Source organism: Streptomyces sp. NPDC045701, from assembly GCF_056432045.1.
In genome coordinates this window covers 242,655-255,559 of sequence record NZ_JBWKJV010000008.1, presented here as the reverse complement: position 1 = coordinate 255,559, position 12,905 = coordinate 242,655, and the positions used below count along the sequence as shown (strand labels likewise).

Annotated in this window: 11 protein-coding genes; 3 read left to right on the top strand and 8 right to left on the bottom strand. The window is 73.5% G+C overall.

Features of this window, described 5'->3' with window-relative positions:
• Positions 1 to 584: 584 nt before the first annotated feature.
• Positions 585 to 1,823 (bottom strand): FUSC family protein, encoded by a 1,239-nt coding sequence (locus tag AC07DW_RS13015; RefSeq protein WP_478857714.1) that lies wholly within the window; start codon positions 1,821 to 1,823, stop codon positions 585 to 587.
• A gap of 135 nt (positions 1,824 to 1,958) precedes the next feature.
• On the opposite strand from AC07DW_RS13015, the gene AC07DW_RS13010 reads away from it, so the two are divergent.
• Positions 1,959 to 2,768 carry an SDR family oxidoreductase gene (locus AC07DW_RS13010; protein ID WP_478857702.1) on the top strand — a complete coding sequence of 270 codons (810 nt, stop codon included), beginning with the start codon at positions 1,959 to 1,961 and terminating at the stop codon, positions 2,766 to 2,768.
• 178 nt (positions 2,769 to 2,946) lie between these two features.
• Here AC07DW_RS13010 and AC07DW_RS13005 read toward each other — a convergent pair whose 3' ends face one another.
• From AC07DW_RS13005 to AC07DW_RS12985, 5 genes are all read right to left on the bottom strand, one after another.
• The gene (locus AC07DW_RS13005; protein ID WP_478857701.1) at positions 2,947 to 4,605 is read right to left on the bottom strand and encodes a catalase; all 1,659 of its coding nucleotides are present in this window, start codon (positions 4,603 to 4,605) and stop codon (positions 2,947 to 2,949) included.
• Positions 4,606 to 4,707: 102 nt separating this feature from the next.
• Positions 4,708 to 5,496: a metallophosphoesterase family protein gene (locus AC07DW_RS13000; RefSeq protein ID WP_478857700.1), complete on the bottom strand. Its 789-nt coding sequence runs from the start codon at positions 5,494 to 5,496 to the stop codon at positions 4,708 to 4,710.
• Positions 5,493 to 5,747 (bottom strand): hypothetical protein, encoded by a 255-nt coding sequence (locus tag AC07DW_RS12995; RefSeq protein ID WP_189551193.1) that lies wholly within the window; start codon positions 5,745 to 5,747, stop codon positions 5,493 to 5,495. Before AC07DW_RS12995 ends, AC07DW_RS13000 begins: the two co-directional genes overlap by 4 nt.
• Positions 5,744 to 6,481 carry a nucleotidyltransferase family protein gene (locus tag AC07DW_RS12990; protein ID WP_478857713.1) on the bottom strand — a complete coding sequence of 246 codons (738 nt, stop codon included), beginning with the start codon at positions 6,479 to 6,481 and terminating at the stop codon, positions 5,744 to 5,746. Before AC07DW_RS12990 ends, AC07DW_RS12995 begins: the two co-directional genes overlap by 4 nt.
• A 155-nt stretch (positions 6,482 to 6,636) precedes the next feature.
• Positions 6,637 to 8,541: a collagen-binding domain-containing protein gene (locus tag AC07DW_RS12985; RefSeq protein WP_478857699.1), complete on the bottom strand. Its 1,905-nt coding sequence runs from the start codon at positions 8,539 to 8,541 to the stop codon at positions 6,637 to 6,639.
• 140 nt (positions 8,542 to 8,681) lie between these two features.
• Here AC07DW_RS12985 and AC07DW_RS12980 point away from each other — a divergent pair, with 140 nt between their 5' ends.
• Positions 8,682 to 10,622, top strand: a complete 1,941-nt coding sequence (locus AC07DW_RS12980) for an ABC transporter ATP-binding protein (protein WP_478857698.1) — start codon at positions 8,682 to 8,684, stop codon at positions 10,620 to 10,622.
• Between the two features lies 1 nt (position 10,623).
• On the opposite strand, the gene AC07DW_RS12975 is transcribed toward AC07DW_RS12980, so the two are convergent.
• On the bottom strand, positions 10,624 to 11,469 hold the full coding sequence (locus AC07DW_RS12975; RefSeq protein WP_478857697.1) for a GNAT family N-acetyltransferase: 846 nt from the start codon (positions 11,467 to 11,469) through the stop codon (positions 10,624 to 10,626).
• Between the two features lie 47 nt (positions 11,470 to 11,516).
• On the opposite strand from AC07DW_RS12975, the gene AC07DW_RS12970 reads away from it, so the two are divergent.
• A complete protein-coding gene (locus AC07DW_RS12970; protein WP_478857696.1) occupies positions 11,517 to 12,125 on the top strand; it encodes a DUF6629 family protein in 609 nt (202 codons plus the stop codon).
• Here AC07DW_RS12970 and AC07DW_RS12965 read toward each other — a convergent pair.
• Entirely contained in the window at positions 12,122 to 12,901 is a 780-nt protein-coding gene (locus AC07DW_RS12965; RefSeq protein WP_478857695.1) for an amino acid ABC transporter ATP-binding protein, read from the bottom strand. The genes AC07DW_RS12970 and AC07DW_RS12965 overlap by 4 nt on opposite strands.
• Positions 12,902 to 12,905 lie beyond the last annotated feature (4 nt).

Genomic DNA, 12,905 nt, shown 5'->3' with positions numbered 1-12,905 from the left:
TTGGTGACCTTGAGTCGATCACCCGGGAAGGTACGCCCTCCGCATCCCACGAGGCACCCCGCCCCCGGCCGATCCACAGGTTCTGAGCATTGCTCCCGGGATGGTCGTCCCCGACGCTGCCGACACGGAGGTGAGGACGGTACGGGTGTCCGTCGAGGACTGACCGCCCCCACGCCGGGCGCGGCCCCGGCCGGAACCGGGGACGCCGCCCCGGCCGGGACGCCGAGCGCGGCAATCCCGGGTGGACCCGCCGGCCCCGCCCGGACGGGCCTCACCGGCCGGACGCGGCCTTTTCCCGCAGGCAGGTCCAGGCCCGGGCGGGGACGTCCGGCCGGAGCAGCACGTCGGCCGCCGTGCAGGCCAGGGCCTCCGCCGCGGCCAGCATCACCTGGCGCCCGCGCCAGGCTCACCTCCCACAGCCGCTCGGCCCGCGCGGCGACCTCCTGCCTGATCCGGTCGTACACGGGCTCCGGGCTCTCCGACACGGGGGCCTCCTTCATCGCTGGACGGACACCCGCACGTGTTCCACGCCCCCGGCGCCCGATGCTTACGAGAGCCGTACGCGCTCAGGAGCCGTACCGGGCTCAGCCCTCGACCCCCGGCCGCCGTTCGGCGCCGCCCTCGCCGCGCAGCCGCCGGCGCAGCGCCGCCAGCCTCGGGTGGCGCTCGCTGAGCTCGGCCGAGCGCCGGTCCAGCTCCTGCATGAGGCGCTCGCTGCGCTTGTCGAGGTCCAGTTCGTCGAGGATCCGGTCGATCTCGGCGAGCAGCGCGCCGTGCAGCTGCCACTGGCGGGGGTGCTCCTGCACGTCCTCCAGCAGCATCTCGGCGACCCGGTCGCGGGCGACCCGGCTCGCGGCCAGGGCGGCGGTCAGCCGCTCCTCCGCGTCCTCCGCGCTGGCGGTTACCTGAGTGGTGATCAGCAGGGCGAAGCTCTCGATGGCGTCGGCCATCTCCTCGAACAGCTCCTTGAGCCCCGCCGACACGTCCGCGGGGAACAGCGACTCCTCGGTACGGAACTTGGACAGGTCGGTCATGCTCCGGGTCAGCACCCGCAGCACCACCGCGCAAATCTCCAGCGTGTCCAGGCCGGTGCGCAACACCACCCGGGACAGCAGGCCCTCCCGCACGCGCGGGTTCATCCGCAGGCTCTCCTCCGCCTGCCGCAGCGACGCGTCGACCTCCACGATGTCGTGGTCCAGCCGGCGCGCCTCGTGCAGCCGGGCGGCGGCGTGCGGGAACGGGATGTGGCCCTCGGCGATCTCCGCGCCCATGGTGCGGAACATGCGGCCCATCCCGCGTGCCAGCCCGTCGATGGACGCCCCGGCCGACTGCGTCCACACCGGCGGCGCGAACAGCAGGTTGAACAACAGCCCCACCCCGGCGCCGATCAGCGTCTCCAGTACCCGGTGCCACGCCGCCGACGTGGCCTGGGACACGCCGAGGACGAGCATCGCGCTGATCGCGACCTCGGGGACGAACTCGTCCACCCGCACGAACCGGCCGATGATCAGCGAGGTGAAGATCGTCAGGCCGAGACTCCACCAGGTCAGCCCGACCAGGGCGGTGAACCCGATGGCGATGAGGACCCCGACGACGACCGAGTTGACGCGCCGGATCCCGGTGGTGAGGGTCGCGTACAGGGTGACCTGGACGACCAGGAGAGCGGTCAGGGGAGCGGTCAGCGGCGCGGGTTGCGCGGGCAACACCATCAGGGCGACGACGAAGGAGATGACGGCGGCGGCCGTGGATCGCAGCGTCTGCGCCGCGACGGGTTCGGTGGTCCGCCGCACCAGTTTGATCACGGGTGCTGATACGTCCGGCATCCCCTTCACGTGCCCGATCATGAGCCACTCAGCACACTTCAGTCACAGGAACCCCTCTTACGCCGTTTCACCTCACCCGCCACGTGGTACCGCCAATGTCCTGAGCGCATGTCCCGAACCCGTCGAGGAGGCACGATGAATCCGCCCGTGAACCGGGGCACCCCCGTCGCCGTCGTCACCGGCTCCGACTCCGGCATCGGCCGGGCCACCGCCGTACGACTCGCCGCCCAGGGCATGGACGTCGGCATCACCTGGCACGCCGACGAGGAAGGCGCGCGGCGGACCGCCGAGGAGGTACGCGGCCACGGTCGCCGCGCCGCCGTCGCGCACCTCGACCTGACGCGGCTGCCGGAGGCCGCCGGCGTCATCGACGAGCTGGCCGGCGAACTGGGCCGGGTCGACGTCCTGGTGAACAACGCCGGCACCGGCACGGCCACACCCTTCCTCGACATGTCCTACGACACCGTCCGGGACGTGCTGGACGTCGACCTGATCGGGCCGTTCCTCTGCTCACAGGCCGCCGCGCGCCGCATGATCGAGCAGGGTGACGGCGGGCGGATCGTCAACGTGACGTCCGTGCACGAGCACCAGCCCCGCGTCGGGGCGGCACCCTACTGCGCGGCCAAGGGCGGACTCGGACTGCTCACCCAGGTGATGGCGCTGGAGCTGGCCGAGTACGGCATCACCGTCAACGCCGTCGCGCCCGGCGAGATCGCCACCCCGATGACCGGCCAGGACGACGAGGACGTGCGCGAGCAGTCCCGCCCGGGTGTGCCCCTGGGACGTCCGGGCGACGCGCGGGAGGTCGCGTCGGTGATCGCGTTCCTCGCGGGCGAGGACGCCTCGTACGTCACCGGCGCCTCATGGGTCGTGGACGGCGGCATGCTCCGCATGGGCCCGCAGGCCGGCTCCCACCTGGAGAGCGACGCCTGGCGCCGCCCCTGACGCCGCCGGGAGGTTCAGCGGGCGGGTGCTGTCCCCGGCGTCGTCGACGGGCCACGCGTCGAGCGGCCCGGCCGGCGGCTCGACGCCCCGTGCTGTGCGACCGGCCCGTGACGGCCCCGGTCACGCGCGTGGGCCCCGCCAGTGACGGCGGGGCCCACGGGCGTCGGGGAGCGGGCGGTCAGCGGGTCACGACGTGCCGCTCGTCGGGCACGCAGTGCGTCATCGTCAGGCCCTCGACGTCCCGGGGCGGGTTCTCGCCCAGGTTGGCCAGCCGCTTGTGGTCCTCCTCGGTGAGGTCCTGGCTCGCCAGAGGTTCGAGGTGGGACACGTCCTGCGGGCCGATGCCGAGGCCCTCACCGACGCGCAGGCCCAGGTCGTTCTCGACCAGCAGGAAGTGCCAGACCATCCGCTCCTGCACCGGCCGGTCGCACTGCTTGAGCAGGTTGACGAAGTTGTGCACCAGGTCGTCCCGCTCCCACTGCTCCATCAACATGTAGCGCTGCCCGGCCTGCAGGTAGTCGTTGGTCCGGGGGATGCGCTTGCGGGTGAGCCTGCCGCGGACCTCCGGACCCTGCTCGTCGTGCGTGGGGTACTGACCCTCGCGCAGTCCGCCCCGGATCGACGGCTCGTAGTTGACGTCGGCGTTCTCACCGGCGCCGTCCACGTGGTACGTCATCAGCCCGTCGCGCTGGTTGGTCCGGACGTCGGCGTTCTTCGCCTGGTTGACCGGCAGCTGGAGGTAGTTCGGGCCGACCCGGTAGCGCTGGGTGTCGCTGTACGAGAAGGTCCGGCCGACCAGCATCTTGTCGTCCGAGAAGTCCAGGCCGTCCACCAGCACACCCGTGCCGAAGGAGATCTGCTCGTTCTCGGCGAAGAAGTTCTCCGGCATCCGGTCCAGCACCATCCGGCCGACCGCCTTCGGCGGGAATTCCTGCTCCGGCCAGGTCTTGGTGTCGTCCAGCGGGTCGAAGTCCAGCTCCGGGTGCTCGTGGTCGTCCATCATCTGGACGAGGAGCTCCCACTCCGGGTACTCGCCGCGCTCCACCGCTTCGTACAGGTCCTTGGTGGCGTGGCCGAGGCCCTGCGCCTGCACGTTGGCGGCGTCCTCCTCGGTCATGCTCCGCACGCCCTGCTTGGGCATCCAGTGGTACTTGACCAGCTTGGTCTCGCCCTCCGCGTTCACCCACTTGTAGGTGTTGACGCCGAAGCCCTGCATATGGCGGTAGTCGGCCGGGATGCCGCGCGGGCTGAACAGGTTGACCAGCATGTGCATCGACTCCGGCGTCTGCGACATGAAGTCGAAGATCCGGCGCGGCTGCTGCTCGAAGCTGACCGGGTTCGGTTTGAGGGCGTGGATCACGTCGGGGAACTTGATGGCGTCCCGGATGAAGAAGACGCCCAGGTTGTTCCCGACGAGGTCCCAGTTTCCGTCCTCGGTGTAGAACTTCACCGCGAAGCCGCGCGGGTCGCGCGCCGCCTCGGAGGAGTCGCGGCCGCCGATCACGGTGGAGAAGCGGACGGCCAGGTCGGTGCGCTTGCCGCGCTCCTGGAAGAGCTTGGCGCGGGTGTAGCGGCTGATCGGCTCGTCGCCCCACGCGCCGTACGCCTCGAAGTAGCCGTAGGCCGTCACTCCCCGCGCGTGCACGACGCGCTCGGGGATGCGCTCCCGGTCGAAGTGGCTGATCTTCTCCAGGAACTGGTAGTTCTCCAGCGTCGCCGGGCCCCGGGCCCCGACCGTGCGCTGGTTCTGGTTGTCGTAGACAGGGTGACCCTGCCGGTTGGTGAGTACCTTCCGGTCGTCGCCGGGTGCGGGACCCTGGCTCGAAACGTCCGTCACGATCCTCGGCTCCTCTGCTGCTCTTGTGCGATTCTGTCCGAAATGTGGCTATGCCTCGCAGTATGCCCCGTTACCCGCCTCTCCGGGTCTCCGGTCGGGGCACTAGTGGGCGCCCACCGTGTCGGCCCCCGCCTGCACCCCGCCGTCGCCCACCGCGGCGCCCCCGGCGTGGACGGGCAGGTGGTAGACGGCGAAGGCCCGGCCGATCACCGGCTGGGCGACATTGCGCACCCGTACGCCCCCGCCGGTCATCCCGTGCTCGGTCCCGTGGTGGGCGTGACCGTGCACGGCGAGGTCGGCGCCGCCCTCGTCCACCGCCTCGGCCAGCAGGTAGCTCCCCAGGAACGGATAGATCTCCAGCGGCTCGCCCGCGAGCGTGTCCGGCACGGGCGCGTAGTGCGTGAGCGCGATCCGTACGGCGCAGTCCGCCTCACGCAGCATGGTGAGGGACTTCCGCAGGCCCTCCGCGCAGCGCCGGGTGTAGCGGATGAAGTCCTTCATCTCCGGTTCGCCGAACTCGCCGCCGCTGCGTCCGGCGAATCCGCCGCCGAACCCCTTCGTCCCGGCCACGCCCACGCGCGCGCCGCCGATGTTCAGCACCGTGCCCTCGCCCTCCAGAACGGTCACCCCCGCCCGGTCGAGCGCCGCCGTGACCTCCGCCTCCTGGTCGCTCTGGTAGTCGTGGTTGCCCAGGACGGCGACCACCGGCACACCCAGCCCGGCCACCTCCCCGGCCACGATCTCGCCCTCCTCCGCCGTGCCGTGCCGGGTGAGGTCGCCGGCGAGCAGCAGCAGGTCCGCCTGCTCGTGCAGCGTGTCGAAAGCCGGTCGCAGGGTGCCCGCGCTGCCCGGGCCCAGATGGATGTCCCCGACCGCGGCTACTCGGATCACGACAGCTCCTCGGGGTGGTCGGGGGCGTCCGCGCAGACGACGACCAGGTCCTCGCGCAGGGGCAGTCCGGCCAGTTCCTCCTGCGCGATCCGCAGGATCTCGGCCCGGCAGTCCGCGCTGGCGACGGTGCCGTACAGCATCACGCCGGTGCCGCGCTGCTCGATCCTGATGCCCAGCTCGGCGATGTCCTCGCTCGCCAGCCGGTCCCGCAGGTGGGCGATGCGGTACTCGGCGGTGTCGGCGGCGCTCATGGCGTTGCCTCCCGTGGTTCGATCACGTTCAGGCGCTCCAGCAGGTACAGGAACGCCTCGGGCATCGGGGCGCCTTCGTTCTCCCGGCGCAGCAGGTCCCAGTCGATCTTCTCCCGCAGCGTGCGGGCGATCGGCAGGACCGCGCCGAAGTCGCAATGGTGCTCGGAGAAGGCGGCCAGCAGGCTGCCCACCAGGTCGGTCGGCGCCAGCACCGGCATCCGTACCGAGTCCACCGGCAGGGTGTGGGCCCGGTCCAGCAGATCGCGGGTCACCGGGTGCCGGGCCAGCTCGAAGATCAGGTCGATCTCCTCGCCGTGGCTCCGCGCCTTGATCAGCCAGTCCTCCGGCGGCACCCGCACCTGGATGCCGGCGGCCTCCAGGTCCTGGGTGATCGCCTGGGCGTCCTCGCGGAGGATGACGAAGTCGGTGTCGTGCTGGAGGCTCTGGGGCACCCCGTGGGCGTACGCCGCCACACTGCCGGCCAGGGCGAACGGGTGGCCGGCGCCCTTCAGCAGCGCCGCCACCTGCTTGGTGGCCTCCAGGATGGCCTGGGTGCGGTCCGGAGGGTGGCTGCCCCCGGGCCCGCCGGGGACCGCGGGGCCACCGGTGACCGCGGCGGCGCCTCCGGAGGTGGCCGGGGTGGTGGCCGGGGTCGTGCCGCCCGTGGGGGTGCCCGGGAGCGCGTCGTCCGGCTCGCCCTCCACGGCTCTGCCCCCGGCCAGCCGGAGCCCCAGGGGACCGGTCGACCCGGTCGGGTCGGTGGGCCCGGGTGGTCCGTCGGACCGGGTGGCGTCTTGCGAGTGGTTCCTCACGGGTGCTCTGCCCTCCTCGTCGGCCTGCGGGAGGCGGTTCGGGTACCCGGACTCCTGCCTTTTATGGGCGGTCCGGCTCACTCGCCGGGGTCCCGGCGGGCGCGGTGGGACGCCCTGGTCAGGGCGGTGCCGATGGCGACGAGCAGGGTGGCTCCGGCGCCCAGGAGCCACAGCTTCGTCCGGGAGCCGGTGTCCGCCATGGCGGATCGCGCGGCGGCGCCCGCTGCGGAGCCCGGTGTGCCGTCGGGTGCGGGTTCCGTCGCGGAGGAGGGCTCGGCGGGGGAGGGCCCGGGACCGGGGCGGGTGGCCCCGGCGGCTGCGGCGGCGGTGGGCTCCGAGCGGAGGTGCGGCTCCGCAGCCTCCTCGGCAGCCGGCTCCGGACCCGGCTTCGCCTCCGCGTCCGGCTCCCGGACCGCCTCCGGGCCCACCCCCACCCCCGCCACCGCATCCCCGCCCGGCTCCCCCGCCGGGTCCGGCTCCGTGCCCGGCTTCGCCTCCGGGCCCGGCTCCGGCTCCGCCTCCGCCACCCGGACCGCCCCCGGGACCGCCGCGCGGTCCGGTGACGGTCCGGGGGCGGGCGGCATGGTCGCGCCGCACTCCGGCTCCGCCGCGAACGGGGCGCTGCGGATCCCGCCCGCGTGCCGGTCCGCCCGGAGCGAGCGGACCACGACGTCGCCCTCGATGTCGGCGGGGCTCCGGTCGGTGAGCCCGGCGCGCGGTGCGTATACCGAACCCCGCAGGGTGTCTCCGCCCGTGAGGGTCAGGTCCGTGGCGTCGGCGAAGTTCCACAGGACGTAGGGCGCGTCGTCGCCGCCGAGGCCCGTCGTCCTCGGCGTCCGCCAGGACAGCGTGCCGCCCTCGGCGGTGGTGTCGACCACGACCACGAGGGGCCGGGCCGCCGTGGGCCGGTTCTCGAACTCCAGCTCCTGGACGTCGGCGAGCTGTGCGCCGGTCAGCCGCAGGACGTTCGTACGGTCGTCGGCGAGCCGGATCCGCACCGCGGTGCCGCCTGCGTGGGTGCCCTGAGGGGCCACCGTGGCCGGGCAGCGGGCCAGGGCGTCGGCGTGCCGCCGGTGGCCGGCGAACAGGGCGCCGAAGTCGAAGGGGCCCCGTGCGGGGCCCACCGACGCGGGCGGCTGGGCGGTGGTCAGCTCGACGCGCGGTGTCGTGCCGTAGCCGGCCCGGGCGGCCACCAGGCGGGTCTTCACCGGCGCGCCGTCCATGCCGGTGGCCCGGGCGGCGGTGCCGGTCAGGTCGCCGATCTTGACGTAGCGGTCGCCGCTCACCCGCAGGACCGCGTCCGCCGCGCTGCCGGGGAGGTCGAGCGTGCCGTTCACCAGGAGGCCGGTGGGCCGGGCGTCACCGGGTGCCGTGTAGCCGCCCGCGCGGTGCGGCGCGATACCGAACCGCGAACCGAGGGTCAGGTCGCCGCCCACCGCGACGGGCGTGGCGGCGCCGGTGCCGGCCAGCAGCGCGTCCCGCCACGTCACGACGCCGAAGCCGTGGTGCGCGGCCATCGGGTTGCCGGTCAGGTAGAGCGTCTCGTGCGCACCGGACACCTCCAGAGCACCGGAAGCCCCCCGGGCCCCGGACGCCCACGGCGCGCCGGCCGCACGCGTCGCCCCTGGCACACCGGAGGCCCCGTCGGTACCGGGCGTACGGCGCACCCGAAAGGCATCGCGCTCCCCGTACGCCCTGCGTTCCCCGTCCGCCCCGCGCTCCCCGAAAGCGCCGGGCTCCCCGCGGTCTCCCGGCCCGCCCCGCTCCCCGGGGACGGCCCGCTCGCCGAGCGCACCCCGCCCGGCGACCTGCCGCGCCCCCTGCACCCCCCGTGCCTCGTGCGCCGCCACCCGCACCCCATGGGCACCGACCGCGCGGTCCGCCCGCGGCGTTCCGTGCCCCTCGGGCGGGGAGTCCGCGACGCCGGGGCTCATCGCGCACAACCCGCACAGCACGGCCGGAAGCACGGCCAGTCCCGTCATTCGCATAACGGTGAAAATAGGATCATCGGCTGCATGCGGATCGCGACGCGCCCGCCCCACACGGGGACGTTTCACCCGATCGGCGGCGGGGGAGCGGTGCTGCGACGGCAAGGGCGCCGCGGCATCCGGGGGTGGGCATCGTGCGTGAGAAGAAGCTGTTCCGGCGAACCAAGCGGGCGCAGCCGCCCATCTCCGAGAGCGAGCGCGAACTGTTCGGCGGCGCCCTGCGCTACGACCTCGGCTGGGTCACGCACGAGTACGCCATGCTCGACCTCAAGCCCCTGTCCGCCGTACGGGCCCTGCCCCACCTCGTCGGCGGCACCCTGCGGATCGCCTGGGAGGCGGACCGGCGCGCACTGCTGACCGTCGGCCTCACCGAGATCGGCCAGGGCGTCGCCCAGGCGCTGGGGCTGCTCCTGACGAACCAGGTCCTACAGGCGCTCTTCGCCACCGGCACCACCGTCGAACGCCTCCGCACGGCCCTCCCCGCGCTGATCGCCGCCGGAGTGCTCGCCGTCGTCAACGCGGTGCTCGCCAGCCTGTCCACCGCCGGCACCGGCCGCCTGGAGCCCAAGGTCGAGCGGCTCGCCACCGAGAAGTACCTGCACCGGGCCGCGAGCGCGGAACTCGAAGCCGTCGAGGACGGCGCCTTCCGCAAGCTCCTGGACTCCGCCCAGTTCGGCGCGCTGGCCGCCCGGAATCTGATCGGCGCCTGTGTCGGCGCCGTCAACGGAATCTTCACCATCGTCGCCGCGGCCGGCGTCCTCACCGTGCTGCACCCGGCGCTCCTGCCGCTGCTGGTGCTGATCACCCTGCCTCGTGGCTGGGGAGCCATGCACGTGGCGCAGCGCCGCTACGCCTCCCGTATGAACTGGATCGAGCACGAACGAGCCGCCCGCCTGGTCAACAACCTCATCACCAGCCGGGAAGCCGCGCAGGAGGTCCGCGTCCACCAGGTCGGCCGCTACCTCCTGGACCGGTTCCACGACATGGCGGAGACCTCCGAGGCCGAGCAGACCCGCCTCGCCGACGGACGCGCCGTCACCGAGCTGCTGGCGGCGGCGTTCTCGGGCGCGGCCGCCCTCCTCACCTACGCCGCCCTCGGGGTCCTGCTGGTCACGGGCCGCATGGACATCGCCATGGCCGGCACCGCCGCCCTCGCGGTACGCACCGGGTCCGCCAGCCTCAGCGCCCTCATCACGCACATCAACACCCTCCACGAGGAGTCCCTGTACGTCCGCGACCTGGACCGGTTCACCGCGGAGGCCGAGAAGCGGGCCATTCCCACCGGGGGCACACCCGTCCCGGACTTCCCCGAGAAGATCACCTTCGAGAACGTGAGCTTCCGCTACCCCGATCGCGACGAACCCGCGCTGAGCGGCGTGTCCCTGACCATCACCGCCGGCTCGGTCGTCGCCCTGGTCGGCGCGAACGGGTCGGGCAAGTCCACCCTCGTGAAGATCCTCGCGGGGCTGCACCGTCCGGTGGACGGCCGCGTCCTGTGGGGGGACACCGACCTCGCCGAGGCCGACCGGCTGGACGTCTTCCGCCACGTCGGTGTCCTCGACCAGGACTTCCAGCGCTGGCCCTTCACCCTGCACACCAACATCCGCATCGGACAGCCCGACACACCCCCGGACACGGGCCGCGTCGAGCGGGCCGCCGCCTACTCGGGCGCCGACCGGCTCGGCACCACCCTGCCGCGCGGCTACGACACCCTGCTCGCCCGGCAGTTCCGGCACGGCTCGGAACTCTCCGGAGGCCAGTGGCAGACGGTCGGCCAGGCCCGCCTGCGCTACCGCGAGGCCCCCCTCGTGATCGCCGACGAGCCGACCTCCGCCCTGGACCCCGAGGCGGAGATCGAGTCCTTCCGCCGCATCCGCGCCCTCGCCGCCGAGGGACGGACCGTCGTGCTCGTCAGCCACCGCATGGCAGGCATCCGGTCCGCCGACGTCATCCACGTCCTCCACCAGGGCCGGCTCGTCGAGTCGGGCTCCCACGAGGAGCTGATGGACCGGCCGGACTCCCGCTACCGGCGCATGTACCTCCTCCAGGCCGAGCAGTACGGCACCGGGACGTGACTCAGCCCAGCTCCAGGGTGGTGATGCCGAAGACCCGGTCCCCGGCGAACGGACGGACCGGCCCGGTGTACATGCGTGCCGTCGCGAACGTCGGCACCAGCCCCCGCGCCTCGGCCAGCCGCACGGCGGCCGGGTTCGACTCCGGTACGTCGACGGCGACCCGGTCCGCCCCGGATCCGTCCACGAGCGCGTCCAGCAACGCCTCCGCGTCCCCCGGCGAGTCGGCGAACAGCGGACCCACCCGGGCCTCCTCGTGCGCCGGACGGATCACCCCGTAGCCCGTCACGCGTCCGTCCACCACCCGCGCCAGCGCCAGGTGGCCCGGCGCGTCCAGCCACCGCTCCAGGAACCGGGGCCGCTCGGCCGGGTAGCACCCGGCGTCGTACGCGGCGATGGCGGCGAGCCCCACCTCGGCGGCCGGCACCACGCCCGCCGCCGGAGCGCGCCCCGTCACCGTCCCCACGTAGCGCGCCGAGCGGTGCGCCAGGGCGAAGCCCGAGCGACGGTAGTTGTCCTGCTGCGCGGGCACCCCGTCGAGCCCGACCGTGCGGTCACCCGCGTGCGCCAGGGCCGCCCGCCAGGTGGCCAGACCGTGCCCCAGACCGCGCCGGTCGGGGCGCACCAGGTAGAAGCCGAGGAAGGCGTACGTCTCGCTGTAGTTGACGACGGAGATGGCCGAAACGGGCTCGCGTTCGCCGTCCAGCCTGCCGAGGAAGAACCCGCCGGGGTCCTGCGCGAAGAAGCTCGGCCCGTCCCCGATCCCGGGGTTCCAGCCCTCCGCCACGGCCCATTCCCGCACCACCGACCAGTCCTCCGGCGTGGCTCGCGACACCTGAAGCGTTGACAAGGGATCTCCTCCCGGCCGTCCTGCGTCTGGCCCCGTACGCTACCCGCATGTGCTGGAACGCGACGGCCGATCTCGCGGCCGGCACCGTCATCGCCACGGTCGGCGCCGTCTGCGTGGTACGCGCCCGGGACCCGCGCGAACTCCCCCTCGCCGCCCTGCCGTTGCTGCTGGGCGCCCACCAGGTCGTCGAGGCCGCCGTCTGGGAGGCCGGCGGCGGGAGCGGCCCCGCGACCCTGGCCTGGGCCGTCATCGCGCTGCCGCTGCTGCCCGTGTGGGTGCCGGCCGGCGTCCTGCTGGTCACCCCGCCCGGGCGGCGCGCCCGCCTCGCCGTCCCGGCCGCCGCCGGGCTCGCGACGGCCGCGGCACTCGCCCACCGTCTCGCCACCGGACCGGTGACGGCCCACATCCGGGGCCGCACCATCGGCTACGTGCTCGACCTGCCGTACGCGCCGCTGCTCGTCGGCGGCTACCTGCTGGCCACGGTCGGCGCGCTGCTCCTGGCGGCCGACCGGGCGCTGCGGCTGCTCGGCGCGGTGATCGCGGCCGGGGCGGCGCTGTGCCTGGTGCTGTGGCGCACCGAGTTCGTCTCCACCTGGTGCGCCTTCGCCGCCGTCGCGTCGCTGATCCTGCTCGCCAGGACCCGGCGTACGGCCTAGCCGGCCTGGTCCGGGCCGGGTGGTTCGGCGGCGGCCGGGTCGAGGATACGGGTCAGGAAATGCCGGGTGCGTTCGTGCCGCGGCTCGCCGACGACCTGGGCGGCCGGGCCCTCCTCGACGATCCGGCCGTCGTCCATGAACACCACCCGGTCGGCGACCTCCCGGGCGAAGCTCATCTCGTGGGTGACGACCATCATCGTCATGCCCTCGGCCGCCAGCATCCGCATGACGGCCAGCACGTCGCCGACCAGTTCGGGGTCGAGCGCCGACGTCGGCTCGTCGAACAGCATCACCTCCGGGCCCATCGCCAGCGCCCGCGCGATCGCCACCCGCTGCTGCTGCCCGCCCGACAGCTGCGCCGGGTACGCGTCCGCCTTGTCCGCCAGGCCCACCCGCTCCAGGTTGTCCCGGGCGACCTTCGCCGCGTGCGTCTTGGCGCGCCCGAGCACCCGCCGCTGCGGCAAGGTGAGGTTCTCGGTCACCGTCACGTGCGGGAAGAGGTTGAACTGCTGGAACACCATGCCGATCCGGCGGCGCACCGCGTCGATGTCGACGTCCAGGTCCGTGACCTCCGTACCGCCCACGAACACCTGGCCCCGGGTCGGCTCCTCCAGCAGGTTCACACAGCGCAGCAGCGTCGACTTGCCGGAGCCGGACGGCCCGATGACGCACACCACCTCGCCGGTGGCGACCTCCAGGTCGATGCCGCGCAGCACCTCGTTGTCGCCGAAGGACTTGTACAGGCCGCGGATCTCGATCTCGTTCGGTGTCGGCATCGGG

Excerpts from the sequence above, each read along its gene's own strand:
- AC07DW_RS12995 (WP_189551193.1), bottom strand. The coding sequence starts at position 5,747 with ATGAGCGCCGCCGACACCGCCGAGTACCGCATCGCCCACCTGCGGGAC.
- AC07DW_RS12970 (WP_478857696.1), top strand. The coding sequence starts at position 11,517 with ATGTGCTGGAACGCGACGGCCGATCTCGCGGCCGGCACCGTCATCGCC.
- AC07DW_RS12965 (WP_478857695.1), bottom strand. The coding sequence starts at position 12,901 with ATGCCGACACCGAACGAGATCGAGATCCGCGGCCTGTACAAGTCCTTC.
- AC07DW_RS13010 (WP_478857702.1), top strand. The coding sequence starts at position 1,959 with ATGAATCCGCCCGTGAACCGGGGCACCCCCGTCGCCGTCGTCACCGGC.
- AC07DW_RS13015 (WP_478857714.1), bottom strand. The coding sequence starts at position 1,823 with ATGCCGGACGTATCAGCACCCGTGATCAAACTGGTGCGGCGGACCACC.
- AC07DW_RS12985 (WP_478857699.1), bottom strand. The coding sequence starts at position 8,541 with ATGACGGGACTGGCCGTGCTTCCGGCCGTGCTGTGCGGGTTGTGCGCG.